The sequence below is a fragment of the Streptomyces sp. NPDC050842 genome, from assembly GCF_044456565.1.
In the GTDB taxonomy this organism is placed as follows: domain Bacteria; phylum Actinomycetota; class Actinomycetes; order Streptomycetales; family Streptomycetaceae; genus Streptomyces.
In genome coordinates this window covers 632778-656518 of record NZ_JBITGA010000002.1, presented here as the reverse complement: position 1 = coordinate 656518, position 23741 = coordinate 632778, and the positions used below count along the sequence as shown (strand labels likewise).

Annotated in this window: 10 protein-coding genes; 3 read left to right on the top strand and 7 right to left on the bottom strand. The window is 72.5% G+C overall.

The genetic code is table 11. The annotated features are described in order from the left end of the window. Positions 1-17: 17 nt before the first annotated feature. Positions 18-992 (bottom strand): helix-turn-helix transcriptional regulator, encoded by a 975-nt coding sequence (locus tag ACIBG6_RS08165; protein WP_399221747.1) that lies wholly within the window; start codon positions 990-992, stop codon positions 18-20. A gap of 137 nt (positions 993-1129) precedes the next feature. Here ACIBG6_RS08165 and ACIBG6_RS08160 point away from each other — a divergent pair, with 137 nt between their 5' ends. Beyond that, on the top strand, positions 1130-1525 hold the full coding sequence (locus ACIBG6_RS08160; RefSeq protein WP_329619499.1) for a RidA family protein: 396 nt from the start codon (positions 1130-1132) through the stop codon (positions 1523-1525). A gap of 91 nt (positions 1526-1616) precedes the next feature. On the opposite strand, the gene ACIBG6_RS08155 is transcribed toward ACIBG6_RS08160, so the two are convergent. From ACIBG6_RS08155 to ACIBG6_RS08145, 3 genes are read right to left on the bottom strand one after another with little or no spacing between them, the layout of a single operon-like run. After that, positions 1617-2600, bottom strand: coding sequence for a quinone oxidoreductase family protein (locus tag ACIBG6_RS08155; protein WP_399221745.1), 984 nt, complete (start codon positions 2598-2600; stop codon positions 1617-1619). 49 nt (positions 2601-2649) lie between these two features. Next, a complete protein-coding gene (locus ACIBG6_RS08150; RefSeq protein WP_399221744.1) occupies positions 2650-3711 on the bottom strand; it encodes a sulfotransferase family protein in 1062 nt (353 codons plus the stop codon). Positions 3712-3743: 32 nt separating this feature from the next. Continuing rightward, positions 3744-5099 (bottom strand): MFS transporter, encoded by a 1356-nt coding sequence (locus ACIBG6_RS08145; RefSeq protein ID WP_399221743.1) that lies wholly within the window; start codon positions 5097-5099, stop codon positions 3744-3746. On the opposite strand from ACIBG6_RS08145, the gene ACIBG6_RS08140 reads away from it, so the two are divergent. After that, positions 5099-5734, top strand: a complete 636-nt coding sequence (locus ACIBG6_RS08140) for a helix-turn-helix domain-containing protein (protein ID WP_399221742.1) — start codon at positions 5099-5101, stop codon at positions 5732-5734. The genes ACIBG6_RS08145 and ACIBG6_RS08140 overlap by 1 nt on opposite strands. Before the next feature lie 86 nt (positions 5735-5820). Here the strand turns inward: ACIBG6_RS08140 and ACIBG6_RS08135 are convergent, their stop codons facing one another. The 3 genes from ACIBG6_RS08135 to ACIBG6_RS08125 all read right to left on the bottom strand — a co-directional run bounded on the left by ACIBG6_RS08135 (position 5821) and on the right by ACIBG6_RS08125 (position 16344). Continuing rightward, on the bottom strand, positions 5821-6804 hold the full coding sequence (locus ACIBG6_RS08135; protein ID WP_399221740.1) for a class I SAM-dependent methyltransferase: 984 nt from the start codon (positions 6802-6804) through the stop codon (positions 5821-5823). A gap of 139 nt (positions 6805-6943) precedes the next feature. Further along, positions 6944-7069, bottom strand: coding sequence for a hypothetical protein (locus tag ACIBG6_RS08130; RefSeq protein WP_399221739.1), 126 nt, complete (start codon positions 7067-7069; stop codon positions 6944-6946). After that, positions 7066-16344: an amino acid adenylation domain-containing protein gene (locus ACIBG6_RS08125; RefSeq protein ID WP_399221738.1), complete on the bottom strand. Its 9279-nt coding sequence runs from the start codon at positions 16342-16344 to the stop codon at positions 7066-7068. The genes ACIBG6_RS08130 and ACIBG6_RS08125 overlap by 4 nt, the downstream gene beginning before the upstream one ends. 272 nt (positions 16345-16616) lie before the next feature. Between ACIBG6_RS08125 and ACIBG6_RS08120 the strand changes: the two genes are divergently transcribed. Beyond that, the gene (locus ACIBG6_RS08120; RefSeq protein ID WP_399221736.1) at positions 16617-23660 is read left to right on the top strand and encodes an amino acid adenylation domain-containing protein; all 7044 of its coding nucleotides are present in this window, start codon (positions 16617-16619) and stop codon (positions 23658-23660) included. Positions 23661-23741 lie beyond the last annotated feature (81 nt).

Genomic DNA, 23741 nt, shown 5'->3' with positions numbered 1-23741 from the left:
TGTCCGGCGGACAGGGCCTACGGCGACTCGCCGTAGAGCGCGGCGACCGCGGCGGCGCGGTCGCGCAGCGAGACGCGCAACGACTCCGGGGCCAGGGCCTCCGCGTCCGCGCCGAGCTGCCACAGCGCCCATAGGGCGTGTCGCATGTCTTGGAAGGTCACGTCCAGCCGCAGCCGGCCGTCCGCGTCGGGATCTTCCGCGCGGACCGCGAGCGCGGCGTCCAACAGCTCCTCCCGCCGCGCCGGGTTCACCCGTACCCGTACGACGATGTGGTCGCCGCCGGACAGGAACCGCGCGGAGCGCTCCCGCCAGATCCGGTCCAGATCGACCCGGTTCGGCCGCTCCGCCGTCTCGGGGAGTTCCTCGGCGGCCAGCACCCGGGACAGCCGGTAGGTGCGGTCCTCGCCTGATCGCGTGGCCAGCAGGTACGCCCGCTCGCGTACGGTGACCAGCCCGATCGGGTCCACCGTGCGCCACTCCGGTGGCCGGCCCGTCGCCGCGTAGTGGATGCGCAGCTTGTGTCCGGCGAGCACCGCGCGCCGGACCTCGACCATCGTGGTGCCGGGGACCTCCTCGGTGACCAGCCGACGCGACAGCAGGTCGGTCTCCGGGTCGACGAGAAAGCGCTGGGCGGCGTCGCTCGCGGTGGCGCGATGGCCTTCCGGCAGCGCGTCGACCACCTTCCGCATGGCCGAAGCGAGCGCCGAGCCGAGGCCGAACACCTGCTCGCCGCGCCCCGATCCGGCGGTCAGCAGGGCCAGGGCCTCGTCGTGGTTCAGACCGGTGAGCTCCGTACGGAAACCGGGCGACAACGCGAAACCGCCGTGTCGGCCGCGCTCGGCGTAGACCGGAACGCCCGACGCGGACAGCGCCTCGATGTCGCGCAGCACGGTACGGGTGGACACCTCCAGCTCGCGGGCGAGCGTGTCCGCCGTCAACTGACCGCGCTGACGCAGCAGCAATACCAGCGAGACCAACCTGTCGGCGCGCATCCGAGAACGCTATCGGAATACATGACCAAGGGTGTCATGTATTGCTGCGAGGCTCGTTCATGCGACGTCGAAGCCGGTGGTCACCGAGCCGATGGACGTCCGCACTCCCGCATGAATCGAATGGAGCTGACGTGGCGATGGAACGAACTGCGGTCAACCCGGTGACGTGGTCGGTGGACATGGGCTTCAACCAGGGGGAGCTCGTCTCCGGGCACACCCGGACCCTGTACATCTCGGGACAGACCGCGATGAGCGGCGAGGGCAAGCCCGAGCACGACGGTGACATGGCGGCGCAGTTGGCGCTGAGCATCGACAACGTGGAGGCCGTGCTCGGCGAGGCCGGCATGTCCCTCGCCGATCTTGTCCGGCTCAACGTCTACACGACCGACGTCGACCTGCTGTTCCGGCACTACGGCGTGCTGGCGGCGCGGCTGGGCGCTGCCGGGGTGGCGCCGACCACCACGATGCTCGGAGTGACGCGGCTGGCGATCCCCGGCCAGCTGGTCGAGCTCGAGGGAACCGCCGTCGCGTGAGGTGACCTGGTGGCGTCCGCTGCTCGTGCCGGACGAACCGGCGCGAGCAGCGGACGTGGCGGGACTCCTCGGGCGGGATCTCCGGCCCGGTTCAGCCGAACTCCTCGGAACACGTGAGCACCGTCTTGGCGATCGTGGTGCGGGCTTCGAGAGCCGCATGGGCGTTCGCCGCGTCGCGCAGGGCGAACCGCTGTCCGATCCGGACCCGCAGACGACCGTCACGGACGAGCTGGAGCACGGCCGTTCCGCGGCGGAGCAGCTCCGACCGGTCCTGGATGTGGTGTGTCAGGTTGGGGCGAGTGACGTACACGGACCCGGCGGCGTTGAGGCGCTGCAGGTCGAACGGCATCACCGCGCCGCCGGACTGCCCGTAGACCGCCAGGACTCCGCGCGGGCGGAGCGAGGCGAGGCTCTCGTCGAACGTCGGGCCGCCGATGCCGTCGTACACCACGGCGGCGCCGCGCCCGCCGCTGTGCCGCCGCACCGCCTCCAGCAGCGCGCCCGGCCGGTAGTCGACGACCTCGACGGCGCCGGCGGCACGCGCGGCCTCCGCCTTGGCCTCGGTCGACGCGGTGCCGATCACCGTGCCGCCGCGCAGCCGTACGAGCTGGGTCAGCAGCGTGCCGACGCCGCCCGCGGCCGCGTGCACGACGACGGTGTCGCCGGCCTGGACCGGATAGGTGTCGTGGCACAGGTAGTGCGCGGTCATGCCCTGGAGCAGGGTGGCCGCCGCCGCCTCGGGGGCCAGTCCGTCCGGCACCGGCACCAGGCGGTCGGCGCTCAACAGCGCGTACTCGGCATAGGAACCGGGCAGGTTCGCCCAGGCGACGACGTCACCGACGGCGACCTCGCGCACCCCGGGCCCGATCTCGACGACGGTGCCGGCGCCCTCCTGCCCGGGTATGAAGGGCAGTTCCTGCGGATAGAGGCCGGACCGGATGTAGACGTCGACGTAGTTGACCCCGGCGGCGGTGAGCCGCACCAGCGCCTCGCCCGCGCGCGGCGAGGGGCGTGGCAGGTCGACGAGTTCGAGCACGTCGGGCCCGCCGGCCTTGCTGACCTGAATCGCTTTCATGACCGGGATCGTAGGACGGTCGTCCACGGCTGATCGAGTGCCGGGTGGTTCAGCAGTCGTCATAGCCGGCCTCCTTGGCGAGGTCGCGGACGAGCGGCAGGACCTGGCGGATCTCGGACTCGTGACGGAGCCACTTGTCCGGGTCGGGAACGGTCTGGGTCATCACGACGGGGAGGTCGCGGCGGCCCCAGGCGTCGGCGAACGGCAGGTCCACCGCCTCGGCCACGGCCTCCATCGTGGCGACCGGGTCGGCCTTGACGTCCTCGTAGCGGACGAGTACCGAGTTGCCGGTGGGGGCCAAGGCCTGGGCGGCGTCCAGGACGGCCCGGTTGTGGGCCAGCCAGTTGTGCGCGCAGACCTCGGCCAGCGGCAGGTCCACCCAGTCCTGCCAGCCGGGCGGCAGGCTCAGGTTCCACCACTGCTTGCCCCAGGGGAACACGTCCGAGTAGCCCTTGATGCGCAGCGGCACCGGCATCGGGTAGGAGAAGAACATCCGCGGGTTGAGCCAGGCGTCCATCAGGGAGCCGATGCTGGTGCGGGGATCGCGGACGACGAAGACGTACGTGGCGTCCGGGTAGAGGGCCTGCAGGAACGGGATCCGGAAGCAGGACTGGATGCTCTTCTCCACCAGCCGGATCCCGTCGGCGAGGTCGGCCTCGGTGGGGCGCGGGCCGCGCGGCGGGAAGCAGAACGGGGTGATCTCGTCGAGTTCGCCGCCGTCCCGCGTGGTGGGCGGGCCTACCGGCACGTCGCCCGGGAAGCGCTCCTGGAGGGCCTTGAGCGGCACGTCGTAGTAGTGCGGCTGGAGGCCCTGGGCGCTGATGAAGTCGAGGAAGTCGAGCTTGTCGCCGACCGACCACTCCGCACCGGGCTTGCGCGCGGCGGCGAGCAGGTCCGCGTTCAACTGGGCCGCCACCTCGGGGGTCGCGTCGGAGGCGTCCAGGGCGTTGGAGTGCCAGCCGCGCCGGCTGGGGTGCAGGCTGTCACGTTCCCAGATCGGCTTGCCTTCGCGGCCGATGCTCCAGACGTGCTCGCTGCGTTCGATCAGGCTGCGGACGAGGCTGGTGCCGGAACGGGGGTGGCCGACGATGAAGATGGGCTGCTTGAGCATGGCTGAGGTCGCTTTCGTGAGGAGGCGGGTTCTCATGCGGGCCAGCGAGCGGACCTGACGTGCCGGTTCGCGAGCCCGGCCACGGTGATCACGGCCTGGACGCCCGCGATCAGCACGATGGCGCCGGTGACGCCGAGGAACTGCAGGGCCAGACCGCCGGCCAGGGAACCGAGCGGGGATCCGGCGCCGATGAGGGTGATGGTCGCGGCGATGGCACGGCCTCGCCGGTGGTCCGGGGTCTGCCGGAAGATCATGATGTCGACGAGGATCTTCAGTGCCGGCAGCCCGAGCGCCGCCAGGGTCAGCATGGCGAAGACCCAGACCGGTCCCAGCGGGAGCGCCAGGAGGGCCACCGCGACCGTGGTGAGCGTGGACGCGGCGAGCAGCAGTGCGCCGGGGCTGAGCCGCTTGTTGAGCCGCGGCACCAGCGCCGAGCCGACGAGCATGCCGATGGCGGTACCGGACAGGGCCAGACCGATCGTGCCCGCGGAGTGGTGCTGGTCGCGCAGGGTCACCATCACCATGAGGATCGCGGCGGTGATGCTGAAGTAGAAGATGCTGACCAGGAGCAGCGCGGACCGCAGCAGTCGGTCGCCGATCAGTTCGCGCAGTCCGGAGAAGACGTCGGTCAGCGGACTGAGCGCGCTCTTCGGCTCGTTGGTCACCGGCTCGTCGCTGACCGGTTCGGTTTCGCTCGCCGTCTTCGGCACGCGAATCATCAGGGCGCAGACGAACGAGATCACGAATCCGGCGATCGCCGCGACGAAAGGGAACGTGCGCGAGACCAGGTAGAGCGCGCCGCCGAGGGGCGGCCCCGCCAGGGCGGCGGCTCCGCTGCGCGCCTCGTCCTGACTGAGCGCCGCGGTCAGCTGATGGTCCGGCACGACCGCCCGGATCAGCAGCATGCGGGCGGGTGCGCCGAACGCCGTACCGGCGCCCAGGACGATCGCGGCCATGATCAGAAGGGCGAAGTTCGCCCGGCCGGCCATCAGAATGAGGACGATGAACGCCAGAGTGAGTGCGCGGACCGCCTCGGAGATCAACAGGATGCGGCGCCGGTCCCACCGGTCGACCACCGCGCCGGCCGGCAGTCCGACCAGGAGAGCGGTGCCGATCTGCGCGAAGCCGAACAGGCCGGCCAGCGCCGGCGATCCGGTCAGGGACATGATCAGCAGGGGATAGGCGACCTCCACGGTTTCGAGGCCGAGGTTGGCTGCGGCCGCCCCGATCCACAGAATTTGGAAGCGCCGGTTACGGCGCAGGGGCACGGGCGTGGCAGGAGCTTCGCTATCACGCTGACGTAAGCGTTCACTCATGCGTGAACGGTAGCATGCAGGTGAATGGTTCGCTATGAGGAAACGGAGATGGGTCAATGGCTGACGGGTCAATGGATGACGATGCCGACGCGATGGCGGTCGTCCGGGAGGTGGACGACGTGGAGACGCTGAAGGCCCTGTCCGACCCGCTGAGGTTGGCGATCCTGCGCACGATGATGAGCGACGTGCGCGGGTCGCACCGGGTGAAGGACATCGCCCAGCTTCTGGACCAGCCGCCCACCCGGCTCTACCGGCACATCAAGGTGCTGGAGGCGGCGGGCCTGATCAAGGTGACGCAGACCCGGATGGTCTCCGGGATCCAGGAGAGCCAGTACCAGGTGGCGCAGTTCGCCCTGCGGCTGAGTCGCGATCTGCTGGCCGCGCCGGGCAACGCGGGCGAACTGGCCGACGCGTTCGCCGTCGCGCTGAACGACTTCCGCGACCGGCTCGTACGGGACATCATCAGCGGTCGCTTCCAGCCCGAACCGGAGCCCGAGGCCGCGGAGAAGCCGGATCCGCTCGGCCCGATGGTCGTGGCGCTGGACCGCCGGCTGTCGCCGGAGCGGGCGACCGAGTTCCGGTCCCGCCTGTCCGCGCTGATGGAAGAGTTCAACCGCCCCGACGACGAGGAGAACGCCGTCGTGCCGGTCGAGTTCCTGCTGATGTTCTGGGCGCCCAAGGAGCCCACCGGGGAGTCGCCCGCCTAGGGTCCGTCCGGACATGCCGATGACCGCGCCGGACGTCGTTGAGGACGTCCGGCGCGGTCACCGTTGTACGACGACCTACTTGGTCGCTATTTGGTCGCTATGAAGAGCCGGCCACCGGGGAACCGGTGCGGCACGCACTGCGCCTGGTCGAAACCGGCCTGCCGGAAGCGGGCCAGCCAGTCCTCCTCCGGAGGCAGCTTCACGTTCATGAACCCGGCGTGCAGATAGGTGAACAGCGCGCTGAACCGGCGCTCGCGCTCCGCCGACGCGTACGGCACCGAGTCGGTGATCGCCATGATGCCGCCCGGCCGCAGCGCCTCACGGCACCTGCGCAGCACCCGGTCGAAGATGTCGCCCTCCTGCACGATGTCATGGAAGACGAACCCGGCGTGGATGACATCGGCACCGGCCAGCGGCGCGGGGTCGTCGGCGACGGACTGGATCGGCCGCTCCACCACCTCGAGACGGTCGCCGACGCCCGCCGCCAGCGCCGCACGGGCCGCCTCCTGGCACGCGCCGGCACTCATGTCCAGGGCCACCCCGCTGCTCTCCGGCAGCCGGCCGAGCAGGTCGATCAGCAGTCCGGCGGCGCCGGCGCCCAGGTCGACGATCCTCTTCGGCCGGGCCGCGAGGATCGCCTCGGTGGCGGCCGGGTAGAAGCCCTGGCTGCCGATCCACCGGGAACTGACCGCCACCTCGCGCCCGTTCCGCTGGAACTGCGCGGCGGCACCGGCCGGGTCGCGCAGGAACGCGGCGGGGTTCTGGAGGTACGGCTGGTTGGCCCTCAACGACCAGGTGAGGTAGCCGGACTGGTAGATCCGGTCGGCGAAGTCGTCCGCGATGCGGAACTCCTTGACGCCGGTCGGCACCAGCAGCTCCGCGGCCACCAGCGCGGACAGGAAATTGCCCATGCCTTCTCCCGGCACGTCCGCGGCCACGGCGAGCTCGGCCACGGTGACCGGCTCGCCGCGCTCCAGCAGGGGGACGATGCCCAGCCGGTCGGCCATCTCCAGCAAGGCGGCGACGGCGGCGAGATCGGCTGCGGTCTCAGGGGGACTGATGCGTGACATCGCGCTCCCACTCCATTTCGACGATCATCTCGAGTTCCACGGTGCCGGGCCGGAAGGGTGTCCGGCCGGCGGGCGCGGCACCGTCGGCGCCGTGCCGGTCTTCGGTCCCGCTGTCACCGGGTGGCAGCGGGAGTGCGGGTCAGGCGGCGCGCGCGAACCGGTCGGGTTCGTCGAGGTCCGCGCCGGCCGGCACGCCGGCGGGGTGGTTGCCGTGCCGACCGGTCCGGTCGGCACCGACACCCGGGGTGTTCGCCCCTGGCCTCATCGGGCAGTCCCTTCCACACCGGCGGGGCCGGTGCGCCGGCGGAGTTTCGGCCGGCTGCGGGTCGCGGCCTCGCCGAGGCGTGCGGCGAGTGCGGCGACCGTCGGGGCTTCGAAGAGCGCGGCCACGCTGAGGCTCGCGCCGAACCGGGTGCGTACCCGGTTGAGCAGGCGGGTGGCGAGCAGGGAGTGGCCGCCGAGGTCGAAGAAGTTGTCGTGCACGCCGACCCGCGGTGCCTTCAGCACCTCGGCGAACATCTCGCACAACGCGGCTTCCCGCTCGTCGCGCGGTGCCACGTAGGCCGTCTCGGACGCGCTCGGATCGGGAGCCGGCAGAGCCTTCCGGTCCACCTTGCCGTTGCCGGTCAGCGGCAGCCGCTCCAGCGTCACGAACACGCTCGGCACCATGTAGTCCGGGAGCGTCAGGGCGGCGTGCGCCCGCACGGCGGCCACGTCCACGTCCTGGGGTACGAGGTAGCCGACCAGCCGTTCACCGTCCGCGGTGACCGTCGCGTGAGCCACGTCCGGATGGCCGGTCAGGGCCGCCTCCACCTCGGCCGGTTCGATCCGGAAGCCCCGGACCTTCACCTGCGCGTCGGCGCGGCCGTCGAACTCGAGCACCCCGTCGGGCCGGTACCGGGCGAGGTCGCCCGTGCGGTACATGCGTCCACCGGCCGGGCCGAACGGGTCGGCCACGAACCGGGCGGCGGTCACGTCCGGCTGATGCGCGTAGCCGCGGGCCAGACCCGTCCCGGTCACGTACACCTCACCGGGTACCCCGGGGGGCACCGGCTGCAGACGCTCGTCGAGCAGATACAACCCGGTGTTGTCCATCGCCCGGCCGATCGGCACCGTGCGGGCCGGCGCCGAGGCGATCGGATACCAGGAGGAGATGACCGTGGTCTCCGTGGTGCCCCAGGCGGCGGCGACCGCGGTGTGCGGCGCGTCGGCCAGCAGGTCCCCGACCGACGCGGGCGACACCACGTCACCGGCTACCCAGACGAGGTCCAGCGCGGACAGTGCCGGTCTGGCCTCGGCCACCATCAGGTTGAACAGCGCGGAGGTGAAGACCGCGGTCGTCGCCTTCCCGTCGACGATCGTGCGGGCCAGTACCTCGGTGTCCAGGTCGACCTCGGGCGCGATCACCACCCGGCCGCCGGTCAGCAGGGGCAGCCAGATCTCGAACGTGGACGGGTCGAACGACGTCGGCGAGTGCATCAGCGTGTCGGCCGGTCCCAGGTGCTCCCAGGCACGGTCGGCGACGAACTCGGCGACACTGCGGTGCGAGACGCTGACCGCCTTGGGCGTGCCGGTCGAGCCGCTGGTGAACATCGTGTACGCGGTGCGGTCCGGGTGGGTGGTGGTCGTGGGGCCGTGCTCCTCGGTGCCGGGGGAGGGCGTGACGATCGTGACCCCCGTCAGCTCGGTGGGCCCGTCGGTGACGAGCAGGGCGGCCCGCATGTGGTCGACCATCCGCTGCTGCCGGGCGAGCGGCGCGGACCCGGGCAGGGGCAGATAGCCGCCGCCGGCCTTGATGACGGCGAGGACGGTCACGAGGTAGTCGATCCCTCGCGGCTGACGCACCGCCACCGGATCGTCGGGCGCGCAGCCCGCCGCCACCAGCGCGTGCGCCAGATGGTTGGCGCGCCGGTCGAGGTCCCGGTAGCTGATCGACCGGTCACCCTCGACCGCGGCGATCGCGTCCGGCGTGGCCGCGGCCTTCCGGGCGAACAGGACGGCGAGGTCCTCGTCGACGACGGGCCGCGCGGTGTCGCTCCCGCCCGCCAGCGCGGCTCGTCGTTCGACCTCGGAGAGCAGGTCGATCCGCCCGATGGGCGCGTCCGGATCGGCGACGGCCGCGCTCAGGACCCGCAGGAGGCGGTCCATCAGAGCGGTCACGGTGTCCTGGTCGAACAGGTCGGTGCGGTAGCGCACCTCACCGGTGATGCCCTCGGGCACCCGGCCGTCTCCGTGGTGCTCGACGAAGCTCAGGTTGAGGTCGAAGTCCACGGGACCGACCCGGATCGCCTCGACCGCGCCCTCGGTAGGCGCCGGCGACACGTCCACGCCGGACAGCGCGAAAGCGGACTCGGCGTTGTTCTGCAACACCAGCATGGTCTGGAAGAGCGGGTGCCTGCTCAGGGTGCGGGCCGGGTTGAGCGCGTCGACGATCCGGTCGAACGGTAGCTCCTGGTGGGCGTAGGCGGCCAGGTCCAGGTCCCGTACACGGCCCAGCAGTTCACGGAAGCTCGGATCCCCCGCGGTGTCGGTCCGCAGGACCAGGCTGTTGACGAAGCAGCCGATCAGATGGTCGAGGCTGTCGTCGCTGCGCCCGGCTACCGCGGCGCCGATGGGGATGTCCGTGCCCGCGCCGAGCCGGGTGTAGAGCGTCGCGAGGGCGGCGTGCAGCACCATGAACAGCGTGGTGTGGGTACGCCGGGCCAGGTCCAGCAGGCCGGCGTGCAGCGGAGCGGGCAGGGTGACCGGCAGCAGAGCGCCACGCAGGTCCGAGGAGTCGGGCCGGGGCCGGTCGTAGGGCAGTGCCAGCTCCTGCGGGAGCCCGGCGAGCCGCTCGGTCCAGTACTCCGCGAGGCGTTCCCCGATGGGTCCTTCGAGGAGGGCCCGCTGCCACAGCGTGTAGTCGGCGTACTGCACCGGCAGCGGGCGCCAGACCGGGGCGTCGCCACGGAGACGGGCGGCGTACGCCTGGGCGAGGTCGTGGGTCAGCGGGGCCAGGGACCATCCGTCGCCCGCGATGTGATGCATCAGCAGCAGCAGCGTGTGCCGGTCCGGTCCGGTGCGGAACAGGTGCAGCCGCAGCGGCAGTTCGGTGGTGAGGTCGAACGAGTGGCGGGCGGCGGTCGTCAGCTCCCGGTCCAGGTCGGCCGGTTCCACGGCGGACACCCGCAGCACCTCGTCCGGGTCGGCCGCCTTCAGGACCTGCTGGCCCGGTGCCCCGTCGACCTCCGGGAAGCGGGTACGCAGCGTCTCGTGCCGCTCCAGCAGATCGTCCACCGCGGCGCGCAGCACACCGAGGTCCAGGGCCCCGTCCAGGCGCAGCACCAGCGGCCAGCCGAGACCGTTCCACCGGGACAGGAACCACAGCCGTTCCTGGGCGTACGACAGGGGCAGCGGGCACGGCCGTGCGGCCGGCAGCAGGGGGCTGCGGGTCCGGCTCGCCCCTTGGCCGGCGCCGAGCCGTGCGCCGAGTGCCGCCGCCGTCGGGGCTTCGAACAGGTCGGCGATGCCCAGGTCCGCGCCGAGGTGGGTGCGGACCCGGTTGACCAGGCGGGTGGCGAGGAGCGAGTGGCCGCCGAGGTCGAAGAAGTTGTCGTGGGCGCCGACCCGGGACCTGCCGAGCAGCTCGCCCATGAGCTCGACGAGGATCTCCTCGGTCGGGGTGCGCGGCGCCGTGTATCCGGTGCCCGTCTCGAACTCGGGCTCCGGCAGGGCCCGCCGGTCGACCTTGCCGTTCCCGGTGAGCGGCAGCCGGTCGAGGACGACGAAGGCACTGGGCACCAGGTACTCGGGCAGTGCGGTGGCGACCCGCTCCTGTACGTCGGCGACGTCCAGGTCGGCGCCGCTGGGCACCAGGTAGGCGACGAGCCTGCGGTCGCCGCGGCGGTCCTCGTGGGTGGTGACGAACGCCTGCCCGACCCCCGGAAGCGCCGTGAGCGAGGACTCGACCTCGGCGGGTTCGACCCGGAAGCCGCGGATCTTCACCTGGGCGTCGGCCCGCCCGACGAAGTCCAGGGTGCCGTCACCGCGCCATCGGGTGATGTCTCCCGTGCGGTACATCCGGCTGCCCGGCGGTCCCCACGGATCGGCGGTGAATCGTTCGGCGGTCAGGTCGGGCTGCCCGGCGTACCCGCGCGACACCCCTGAGCCGGCGATGTAGAGCTCGCCCGGGACCCCGGCCGGCACCGGCTGGAGGTGCGCGTCGAGCACGTACAGCCGGGTGTTGTCCATCGGAGTGCCGATCGGCACCCGGCCGGGCACGGCCTGCGCGCCGGACATCGAGAACCGGGTGGAGCAGGTGGTGGTCTCGGTCGGACCGTACAAGGCCCTGACGGTCAGGTCGGGGTGGCGGTCCAGAATCCGTGCGACCGCCGCGGGCGGCACGACGTCGCCGCCGGTCAGGATCTCCCGGATCCCCGCGAAGCAGTCAGGGTTCTCCGCGAGAGCCGCGAACAGGCCGGAGGTGAGCCAGATCCTGTCCACGCCGTACGCGGTGACCGCGCGGGCCAGTCCGGCGTCGTCGAGGATCTCCTCGGGAGCCACCACGACCGTGCCGCCGGTCAGCAGCGGTGTCCAGATCTCGTGCACCGACGCGTCGAATCCGGTGGCGGAGTGCATCAGCACCGTGCCACCGGCCCGCCAGAGCCGGTCGCGCACGAACCCGGCCGTGTTCCGGTGCGTCAGGACGACGGCCTTGGGAGTACCCGTCGATCCGCTGGTGAACATCACGTAGGCGGCCTGGTCCGGGTGCGGGTCCGGGCGGGGAGGCTCGGGCGACTCGCCGTCCCCCGGTGCCAGCACGGTCAGTCCCGCCAGGTCGTGCGGCCCGTCGGCGACGAGCAGCGTGGCACCGACCTGGTCGGCCATCCGGCGCAGGCGGTCCGCGGGGGCCGTCGACGGCAGCGGCAGGTACGGGGCGCCGGCCTTGAGCACCGCGAGCATCGACACGACGAGGTCGGCCGAACGCTCCTGCAAAAGCGCCACCGGCCGGTCCGGGGCCGCGCCGGCCGCGACCAGTCGGTGGGCCAGGTGGTTGGCGCGCCGGTCCAGTTCCGCGTAGGTCAGGGTGACCGGCCCGGTGACCGCCACCGCGTCGGGGGTCGCCGCGGCGCGTGCGGCGAAGAGCCGCGGTATCGACGCGTCCGGCAGCGGCCGCACCGTGTCGTTCCAGGACCGCAGGATGGTGTCGCGCTCGTCGCCGTCGAGCACGTCGAGCCGGCCGAGACGCTGGTCGGGGTCGGTGACGACCGCCTGGAGGACACGGAGGAACCGGTCCGCCAGCGACCGGACCGTGGCCGGGTCGAAGAGCCCGGTGCGGTAGACGATCTCACCGACGACGCCGTCGGCGGCGCCGTCCCGCCGGTAGGTGTCCGTGAGGTTCACGAAGAGGTCGAGCTGCGCCGCCGACGGCGTCGACCGGACCACCTCGACGTCCAGGCCGGTCAGGTCGAAGTCGGCGTCCGCGTTGTTCTGCAGGACCAGCATCGTCTGGAAGAGCGGGTGACGACTGAGCACGCGGGACGGGTTGAGCGCCTCGACGAGACGGTCGAAGGGCAGCTCCTGGTGGCTGAGGGCGGCCACGTCGTCGGTCCTCGTGCGCTCCAGGAGCTCACGGAAGGTGGGGTCGCCCGCGGTGTCGGTGCGGAGCACCACGTTGTTGACGAAGAAGCCGATCAGGTGGTCGAGCTTGTCGTCGCCGCGCCCGGCGACCACGGTCCCGATGGGGATGTCGGTGCCCGCGCCGAGCCGCGTGTAGAGCGCGGCCAGGGCGGCGTGCAGCACCATGAAGAGCGTGGTCCGGCTCTGCTGCGCCACGGCCAGCAGGCCGGCGTGCAGCGACGCGGGTATCCGCAACGGGAGCAGCGCGCCGTCGTGGTCGGCGCCGCTGGGGCGGGGCCGGTCGTAGGGCAGGGCCAGTTCCTCCGGGAGCTCCGCCAGGTAGTCGTGCCAGAACCCGGTCATCTGCTCCTGGTACGCCGTGGTGAGCAGGTCGCGCTGCCACAGCGCGTAGTCGGCGTACTGGACCGGCAGCGGCTGCCAGACCGGCGCGGTGCCGGCGGCCCGCGCCGCGTACGCGGTGGCCAGGTCCTGGGCCAGGGGCTGCATCGACCATCCGTCGCCGGCGATGTGGTGCAGGACCAGCACCAGCACATGCCGGTCCGGCGCGGTGCGCAGCAGCCGTACCCGTACCGGCGTTTCCGCGGTGATGTCGAAAGGCTGCCGGCAGGCGGTCCGTACGGCCTCGTCCAGGTCGGACTCGGCCACGTCGAGCACGCGGACCGGATCGGTCTCCGGTACCAGGGGAAGGATCCGCTGGTACGGCCGGCCGTCCCGCTCGTCGAAGACGGTGCGCAGCGACTCGTGCCGGACCATCAGGTCCTCGACCGCGGCGGCCAGCGCGTCCCGGTCGATCGGGCCGGCCAGGCGCAGGACCACGGGGAGGTTGTAGGTCCAGCCGAGAGGATCCATCCGGTTGACGAACCACAGACGCTGCTGGGCCCAGGACAGCGGGACGTGCTCCGGCCGCGGGGCCGCGACCAGGGCCGGCGCCTCCTGTCCGGCGGTCTCGGCGATGGTGGCCGCGAGGCCCGCGATGGTGGGCGTGGCGAACAGCGCGTCGAGCCCGAGCCGGACGCCGAAGGCGCTGCGGATCCGGTTGAGCAGGCGGGTGGCGAGGAGCGAGTGGCCGCCGAGGTCGAAGAAGTCGTCGTCGATGCCGACCCAGGCCCGGTCGAGCAGCTCGGCGGCGAGTTCGCAGAGCAGCTTCTCCCGCGCGTCGCGAGGCGCCCGGCCGGACACGTTGCCGCGGAAGTCGGGCTCGGGCAGTGCCTGCCGGTCCAGTTTGCCGCTCGCCGTCAGGGGCAGCGCGTCGAGCACCATGAACGCGGAGGGGACCAGGTAGGACGGGAGCCGCTCCTTGGCCCAGTCGCGCAGGGCCGCGACGAGCAGCCCGCGACGGCGGGTGGCGATCGGGTCATTGGTGAAGCCGACGGAGCCGTTGGAGCCGTTGGAGCCTGTGGATCCGGTAGAGCCGGTAGAGCCGGTAGAGCCGGTAGAGCCGGTGGATCCCGTAGAGCCGGTGGAGCCGCCGTGGAGGTACACGCCGTCGAGCACCTGGCTGCCGTCGGTGGCCGGGAAGAGCACGTCCAGCAGGTCCGGGCCGTCCGCGGACCAGGTGACCACGGCGGTGCGTCCGTGCGTCGCGGCGACGGAGTGCCAGTACTCCGGGTCGATCCCGTCGTCCGGCCCTTCGAGCGCGGCGCGCGTGGCCTCCAGCGGTGCGACCGCCTGGACCGCTCGCGCGGCGGCGACCTCACCCGCGACCCGGGCGTTACGTATCCCGGTGAGCCGCAGCGCGGTGCCGTCGGCCAGCCGCGCGGCCAGGTCCTCGGGACCGCGGACGTCGACGCCCCAGATCGGCGCCGGGACCGCCGACAGGTTCTGCGCGTCGGTGCCGGCCTTGTGCAGCACCACGTCGTAGCGGTGCTTGGTCAGTTCGTTGTGGTCGGCGCCGCGCTTGAGCCGCAGGTCGACCGCGCCGGCGCCGACGGTGCCGAAGAAGCCCGGGTCGATCAGGAGCTCCTTCTCCAGGGTCACCGCCTGCTCGATCTCGCGGCGCAGTACCTCGGGTCCCGGATCGTGGTCGAGCTGCCCGAGCCGGACGCCGGTCCACATGCTCTCCACGAGCGGCAGGCACCGCACGTCGCCGACGAGCACCCGGCCGCCCGGCCCGAGCAGGTCAAGGAGCTTGGCCAGGACGTCCCGCAGGTACTCCTCGTGGGGGAAGTACTGCACGACCGAGTTGATGATGATCGTGTCGAAGTGGCCGTGCGGCAGATCGGTGGTGACGTCGGCGGCCTGGTGGCGCAGGGTGACCTTCCCCGCGGTGTCGGCTTCGCCGGCGAGCCGGTCGCGCAGCCCCTCGATCGCGGACGCCGAGTAGTCGGTGCCCCAGTACTCGTCCACCTGGCCGACCAGCGGCGTCAGGATCAGGCCGGAGCCGACGCCGACCTCCAGGACGCGCCGCGGCGCGAAGCTCCGTACGCGGGTGAGGAACGCCTCCCGCCAGCGGGCCATCTGCTCGACCGGGATCCCCTCACCGGTGTAGGTGGAGTTCCAGCCGGAGAAGTCGGCGCCGAAGGCCGAGCGGTCGGACTCGTCGTAGAACGTGTCGTAGATCTGCTGCCACTCGTCGACGTGCCGTTCGGCGTTGCCGTCGTCGGTCTCCGGCGCCGCCGCGGCGACCAGGTAGGAGGCGAGCCGCTTCTCGCCGAGTTTGTCCTCGTGCACCAGGACCCGGGCCTGCTCCACCGCCGGGTGCCCGGCGAGGACCGCCTCGATCTCGCCCGGTTCGATCCGCAGGCCCCGGATCTTGACCTGGTCGTCGGCCCGGCCGCAGTAGGCGAGTTGTCCGTCCGGCAGCTGCCGCACCAGGTCGCCGGTGCGGTACATCCGGGTGCCAGGCGCCCCGAACGGGTCGGCGACGTAGCGCTCCGCGGTGAGTGCGGCGCGGTCGACGTACCCGCGGGTCACGCCACCGCCTCCGCTGTACAGTTCGCCGATCTCGCCGGGGGGCGTCGGGCGCAGTGCGTCGTCCAGGACGTACAGGTGGGTGTCGCCGGACCGGTGGCCGATCGGCGGTGCGTCCGGCCCGGGCGTGAGCGGGGCCGAGAGGGTGATCGCCATGCTGGTCTCGGTGGGCCCGTAGCCGTTGACCATCCGGCGGCCGGGGCTCCAGGTGTCCACGAGGCGCGCGCCGCAGGCCTCTCCACCGACCATCAGCGACCGCAGCGCCGGCAGTTCGGTGCGCGGTACGGTCGCCAGCACCGACGGCGGGACGAACGCGTGGGTGATCCGGTGGTCCGCGAGGAACGCGGCCAGGTCCTCGCCGACCAGGGTGTCGGGGGGCGAGACGACCAGGGTGCCGCCCGGCACGAACGCCAGCAGCACCTCGATGATCATGGCGTCGAAACTGGGCGAGGCGAGCTGGGACACCACGCCGTCGGGGCCCGCCGCCATCCGGTCCGCGAGGTCGGCGCCGAACGGCGGCACCCCCCGGTGCGGTACGGCGACGCCCTTGGGCCTGCCCGTCGAACCGGACGTGTAGATCACGTACGCCAGGGACAGCGGATGGTCCACCGGGTCCGGGGCGGTCGCCGGCGCCGTCGCCGCCTCGGCCAGGAGCTCCGCCAGCGACCACTGGTCGGTGCCCGGGGTGTCCGGCAGCCCGGGCAGCACCGCCTCGGTGGCCAGCAGGGCGCGGGGCGCGCTGTCGGCGCACATGAAGGCGATCCGCTCGGCCGGGTGATGGATGTCGACCGGCAGGAACGCGCCGCCGGCCTTTCCGACCGCGAGCATGGCGACGATCAGCTCGGCCGAGCGAGGCAGCGCCAGCGCCACCACGTCCTCGGCGCCGATGCCGCGACCGCGCAGCACGTGGGCCAGCCGGTTGGCCCGGGCGTCCAGTTCGGCGTAGGTCGACTCGGCCTGGCCGCAGCGCAGTGCCGGCGCGTCACCGCGACGCGCCGCGTGCCGGGCCACCAGGCCATGCAAGGACCCGGGCAGGTCGGTATCGGCTGACGGCAAGCGCTCCGGCGAAAACGGCATCGCGGCTCTCCATGATCGATGTGTGCCGGTGGTCCATTCGAGTGGCTCATGATGGGCGGGCGGCGAGAGGGGCGACAACCCCTAGATGGGGCCGCCAAAACCCCTTGGGCCAGAGCCCTTTCGGAGCCGGTGACCTTGCTTTCCGTGGAACCGTCCTATCGTGTGCGGCCGACGACCGTCGATGTCTCGCAGGCGCAGGAGGATCCGTGTTCCCGTTGTCTTTCGCGCAGCAACGCCTGTGGTTTCTCAACCGGCTCGACACCGAAGCCTGGACCTACAACCTGCCGCTCACGCTGCGGCTCGAGGGCCCGCTCGACACCGCGGCCCTGCGCTCCGCCCTCGGTGACCTGGTGACCCGGCACGAGAGCCTGCGCACGGTCTTCCCCGAGGTCGACGGCGAGCCGTGGCAGCGGGTCCGCGACACCGTGGACGTCGCCGAGTTCGTCACCGACCTGGACGTCACGTCGGCCGAACTGCCCACGACGCTGGACCGGTTGGCCAGGCACGCGTTCGACCTGACGACCGACCTGCCACTGAGGGTGTGGCTACTGCGCACCGGCGAGCGAAGCCACACGCTGTACCTGGTGCTCCATCACATCGTCGGCGACGGCTGGTCGATGGCGCTGCTCGGCCGCGATCTGGGCGCCGCCTACGCGGCCCGCCGGGCCGGTGCCGCGCCGGACTGGGAGCCGCTGCCCGTCCAGTACGCCGACTACGCGCTGTGGCAGCGGGAACTCCTGGAGGGCCCGGACGGCGCGGACCTCCTCGCCCACTGGTCCGGGCGGCTCACCGGCCTGCCCGACGAGCTGCCGCTGCCCCTGGACCGGCCCCGGCCGGACGTCTCCGGTGACGACGGCGGTGAGGTACGTCTCGACCTGCCGGCGGCCCTGCACGGGCGACTGCTGCGGCTCGCGCGCGACGCCGACTCGTCCCTGTTCATGGTCGTGCACGCGGCCCTCGCCGCCCTGCTGACCCGACTGGGCGCCGGCACCGACATTCCGCTCGGCACGATGGACGCGGGCCGCGCCGACGAGGACCTCGAGGACCTGATCGGGTTCTTCGTGAACACGTTGGTCCTGCGTCTGGACACGAGCGGGGACCCGACGTTCCGGCAACTGCTCGCACGGGCCCGGGAGGCGGACCTCGCCGCCCTCGCGCACCCGGAGATGCCCTTCGACCGGCTCGTCGAGGCGCTCAACCCGAGCCGGGCGCTCAACCGGCACCCGCTCTTCCAGGTCGCGCTGGTCCTCCAGAACAACGCCGCCGCGCAGTACACGATGGACGGCCTGACCGTCACGGAGCTGCGGAACCGGACCATCGCGGCGCACTTCGACCTGTCGGTCGCCTTCACCGACCGGTACGCCGAGGACGGCACGCCGCTCGAACTGTCCGCGCAGCTCGTCTACCGCACCGAACTCTTCGACCGGGACACGGTCACGGCGTTCGCGCACCGCCTGGTGCGGCTCCTCGAACAGGTCGTGGACGACCCGGACCGGGCCCTGGGCGACATCGACCTGCTCGCCGCCCGCGAACGCGACACCGTGCTGCACGAATGGAACGGCACGACCCGACCGGAACCACCGATCGGCCTCGCCCAGGCCTTCGCCCGGCAGGCCGCCCGGACCCCCGCCGCGCCCGCCGTGTCCGACACGGACGGCACGCTGAGCTACGCCGAGCTGGACCGGCGAAGCGACCTGCTTGCCGGCCGCCTGAGCCGGCTGGGCGTGGCGGTGGAGACGCGGGTCGCGATACTCCAGCAGCGCTCCGCCGACCTGATCGTGTCGATGCTCGCGGTGCTCAAGGCCGGCGGCTGCTTCGTACCGCTGCCGCTCACCGCGCCCACCGAACGGCTCCGCGACATGCTGGACCAGTCGGGAGTGGAACTGCTGCTGGTCGACGACGCGTTGCGCGACCACGACACCGTGACCGGCGCCACGGTGGAGACCTTGACGGTGACAGGCTTCCAGGCCACGGCGGCCGACCGCGCCGCCGTACCGGCCGGTGCCGCACATCCCGAGCAGGCCGCGTACATCATGTACACCTCGGGCTCGACCGGTGCGCCCAAGGGGGTCGTCACCACCCAGCGCGGAGTGCTCGCCTTCGCCCACGACCGGTGCTGGCAGGACGAACGGCCCCGCCGCGCGCTGCTGCACTCACCGCACGCCTTCGACGCGTCGACCTGTGAGATCTGGGTGCCGCTGCTCTCCGGCGGAGAGGTCGTCGTGGCACCGGTCGGCGACGTCGACGGCGCCGTCGTGCGAGCCGCAGGCCTCACGGACGTGCTCCTGGTCTCCGGCCTCTTCCAGGTCATCGCCGAGGAGGACCCGGACTGCTTCGCCGGACTGCGCGAGGTGATGACCGGCGGCGACGTGATCAGCCCCGCCGCGGTCCGCGCGGTCCTGCGCCGCCACCCTGACCTGCGGGTCCGCGCCACGTACGGTCCCACCGAACTGACCATGTGCTCGGTGCAGATGCCCCTGGGCGACCCCGACACGGTGCCGGACAGCGTGCCGTTGGGCCGTCCGATGGACAACACCGCCGTCTACCTGCTCGACGACCGGCTGCGGCCGGTACCGGTCGGCGTGGTCGGCGAGCTCTACGGCGCCGGTGCCGGTCTCGCCCGCGGGTACGACGGCCGTGCCGGGCTCAGCGCCGAACGCTTCGTCGCCGACCCGTTCGGCGCCCCCGGCACCCGCATGTACCGCACCGGCGACCTCGCCCGGTGGCGCGCCGACGGGACCCTCGAATTCGCCGGCCGGGCCGACACCCAGGTGAAGATCCGCGGCTTCCGGGTCGAACCCGGCGAGGTGGAGAGCGTGCTGGTCCGTCACCCGCACGTGGCGCAGGCCCACGTGCACGCCCGCGAGGACCGGCCGGGCGACAAGCGCCTCGTCGGATACGTGGTGCCCGCCGTACCGTCGCCGGACCTCGCCGGGATCCGCGCCGCGGCCGCCTCGGTGCTCCCGCCGTACATGGTGCCCTCCGCCCTGGTCCCGCTCGACCAGCTGCCGCTCACCCCGAACGGCAAGATCGACCGGCGGTTGCTGCCGGCACCCGACGAGGCCGCCTCCGGCACGGAGTACGTGGCACCTCGCGACGACCGGGAACGCGCGCTGTGCGCACTGTTCGCCGAAGTGCTGAGGGTCCCGCGGGTCGGTGTGCACGACGGCTTCTTCACCCTCGGGGGCCATTCGCTGCTCGCGATCCGGCTGATCAACCGGATCCGCACCACCTTCGACGTGGACCTCGGCGTCGCGACCCTGTTCCAGGCGCCCACCGTCGCCGAACTCGCCGGCCGACTCGTCGAACCGGACAGCCGCCGACGGATCCCCGCCGCCACCCGGACCGCCGCGCTGCCGCTGTCGTACCAGCAGGAAGGCCTGTGGTTCCTGGACCAGCTCGATCCCGGCTCCCCGGTCTACAACGTGCCGCTCGCGCTGCGCCTGCGCGGCCGGCTCGACGTCGACCGGCTCTCCCGCGCCCTGGGCCGGCTGGTCGGCCGGCACGAGAGCCTGCGCACCCGGTTCGTCGCGGTGGACGGCGTACCCGTCCAGGTGACCGACCCCGCACCGGCGGCCTGGCCGCTCACGGTGACCCCGACCCACTCGGACGATGTGCCGGAGGCGCTCGCCGATGCCGCCACCCGCCCGTTCGACCTGGCCACCGACCGGCTGTTCCGCACGGAGCTCCTGCGGCTCGGCCCGGCCGAGCACGTCCTGGTGCTGTGCACCCACCACATCATCGCCGACGGATGGTCGGCGGGCGTCCTGCTCGACGAACTGTCCACCCTGTACCCCGACCCGGACGCTTCCCTTCCGGCCTTGGACATCCAGCCGGCCGACCACGCGGTCTGGCAGCGCGCCTGGCTCGCGGACGACGTCCTGGACAAGCAGCTCGGCTACTGGCGCGAACAGCTCCACGCGCTGCCGCAGCTGGACTTCCCGACCGACCGCCCGCGCGGCACCGGCGCCGGGCACCCCGGCGCCACCGTGGAACTCCATCTGCGGGACGGCCTCGGCGCCTCGCTGCGCGGACTGGCCGACGCCGAACGCGGATCACTGCTGTCCGTGCTGATGGCCGGATTCCTGGTGGTGCTCTCCCGGCACACCGGGCAGGACGACATCGGCATCGGTTCGGTGTTCTACGGCCGCAACCGCCCCGAACTCGAGCCGCTGGTCGGCTACTTCGCCAACACCGTCGTGCTGCGCGCCGACGTCGCAGGCACCCCGACCTTCCGGGAGCTCGTGCGCCGCTGCGAACTGGCCGTGCAGGGCGCCACCGAACACCAGGACCTCCCCTTCGGCACGCTGGTCGAACAACTCCGGCCCGCGCGTGAACCGGGCCGCAACCCGCTCTTCCAGATCAGCCTCACCCTGCACGCCGACGAGGTCTCGGACGCCGCGCCGGCGCTCGGCCCGGTCACCGTCGAACCGCTGCCGGTGGCCGGCTCCGTCGCCCGCTTCGACCTGGCCGCGCACGCCACCGTCACCGCCGACGGCGGACTGCGGCTCCAGGCCGAGTACGCCACCGACCTGTTCGACGCCGACCGGATCACCCGGCTCCTCGAACACCTCGGCCGCGTCCTGGCCCATGCGGTGACGGCCCCGGACTCCAGAGTGTCCGACGTCGTCCTGCCCGGGCCGGACGAGACGGCGCTGCTGCACCGGTGGAGCGCCGCCCGGCGCGAGGTGCCGGCCGACGCCTCCCTGTGGGACCTGTTCGCCGAACAGGTCCGACTCCGCCCCGACGCGGTGGCGGTGGTCGCCGGCGAGGAGCGGACGACCTATCGCGAACTGGCCCGGCGTGCCCAACGCCTGGCCGCCCGACTGGCCGCCCGAGGAGTCACCCGGGGCAGCCTGGTCGGCCTCTGCACACGCCGGGACACGGACCTCGTCGTCGGGATCCTGGGCATCCTGCGCGCCGGCGCCGCCTACGTACCGCTGGACCCCGACTACCCGGCACAGCGGCTGTCCTACATGGCCGCCGACGCGGGCCTGTCCGTGGTGGTCACCCAGCGAGGACTCGACGTCCCCGCGACCGCGCTGCCGCTCGACGACGACACCGACGGGGACCTCCCCGTACCGGACGCGACCGCGACCGGCGCCGACCTGGCCTACCTGATCTACACCTCGGGCTCGACCGGCGAACCCAAGGCGGTCACCGTCCCGCACGGCCAGGTCGTCCGCCTGATGCGGGCCACCCAGGACTGGTACCGGTTCGACGAGCGCGACGTGTGGACGCTCTTCCACTCGTTCGCCTTCGACTTCTCCGTCTGGGAACTGTGGGGCGCCCTCGTCCACGGCGGTCGGCTCGTCGTGGTGCCATTTTGGCAGACCCGCTCGCCCGAGGACTTCCAGAGGCTGCTGGCCCGCGAGAAGGTCACGGTGCTCAACCAGACCCCGGCCGCCTTCCGGCAGCTGGTCGCGGCCGACGAGGCGCGCCCGGAGGAACTCTCCCTGCGGTACGTGATCTTCGGCGGCGACGCGCTGGACATCGACTCGGTACGGCGCTGGTTCGACCGGCACGGCGAGGACCACCCGCGGCTGGTCAACATGTACGGCATCACCGAGACCACGGTCCACGTCACCTACTGCCCGCTGACCCGGGAGCTCCTGCGCGACAACGCCAGCCCCATCGGCGAGCCGATACCCGACCTGTCGCTGTGGGTCGTCGACCCGGCAGGCCATCCGGCACCCATCGGCGTACCGGGCGAACTCCTCGTCGGCGGTGCCGGTCTGTCCTGGGGCTACCTGCACCGGCCCGACCTGAGCGCCCAGCGGTTCGTCGCCGACCGGTTCGGCGGCACCCCCGGCGCCCGCCTCTACCGCTCCGGCGACCTGGCACGCCGCCGCGCCGACGGTGGCCTGGAGTACCTGGGCCGCATCGACCAGCAGGTCAAGATCCGCGGGTTCCGGATCGAACTCGGCGAGATCGAAGCCGTACTCGCCGCTCATCCCCGCGTCGACAACGCGTGTGTGACCGTCCGTGACGACCGCCTCGTCGGGTACGTGGTGACCAAGGCACCGGGCGACCTCGGCGACCTCGGCGAGCTCCGCGCGCACCTCGCGGCCCGCCTGCCCGACTACATGGTGCCCTCCGCGCTGGTGCCCGTGGAGCGCATCGCGCTGACCGCCAACGGCAAGGTGGACCGGGGCGCGCTGCCCGCCCCGGAGCCGAGCCGCGCCGGCGAGATCGTCGCGCCGCGCGGCGACACCGAACACGCGGTGGCCCGGGTCTGGTCCGGACTGCTCGGCACCGACCGGATCGGCGTCCACGACAGCTTCTTCGACCTGGGCGGCACCTCCCTCGACCTGACCCGGCTGCGTGCCGAGATCCGCCGGGAGTTCGGCGTCGAACTCGACATGCGCGACCTGTACTCGGCACCGACCGTGGAGATGACCGCGATGCTGCTCGATCCGACCCGCGAGAACCGGACCCAGCCCTCACCGCTGGTACCGATCAAACCCACCGGCGGCCGACCGCCGCTCTTCCTGGTCCACGCCGTCGGCGGATCCGTGGTGCCGTACCTGCCGCTGGCCCGCCTGGTCGACCCCGAACAGCCGCTCTACGCCCTGGAGGACCCGGGCCTCGACGGCGGCGAGGTCACCACGTCGCTGACCGCCCTGGCCGCGCGGTACGTCGAGGCGATCCGCGCCGTCCAGCCCCACGGCCCCTACCATCTCGGCGGCTGGTCCCTGGGCGGCGTGGTGGCCGCGGAGATGGCCGGTCAGCTGACCGCGGCGGGCGAACCGGTCGCGCTGGTCGTCATGCTGGACACCGGCATGCCCCCGTACCTGGGCAAGGAGCTGCCGGACCGCGCGGTGCTCCTCGGCGGCTTCGTCCACGATCTCGCCGGCCTGGCGGGCGTGCCGGCACCCCGGTACGACGAGGCCGCGCTGCGGGGCCTGGCGCCGGACCGCCAGGACGAAGCACTGCTGGACCTCCTGGAACGCGCGGCTCTCGTCCCGGCAGGCATCCGTGACGACATGCGCGAGCGGATAGCGGTCTTCGAGGCCAACACCCGCGCACTGCTGCGGCACCGCCCGGGCCCCGTCGACGGCCGCCTGGTGCTGCTGTCGGCGGAGCAGCAACCGCGCAGGCCGAAGATCCGCCCGTGGCGCGTCCTCGCCCGTGACGGCTTCGAACTCCACACGGTCCCCGGTGACCACCACACCATGCTCCAGCAGCCCCACCTGACCACACTGGCGGAGACCCTGCGCGGTGTCCTGGACCGGCTTGCCCGGTCGTGACGGTGGCCGCGCTTCCCCCCGGGAAGCGCGGCCGGGTGAGGACACGCGACAAGACGGCGGGAGCGAGGAACTCGTCCCGCC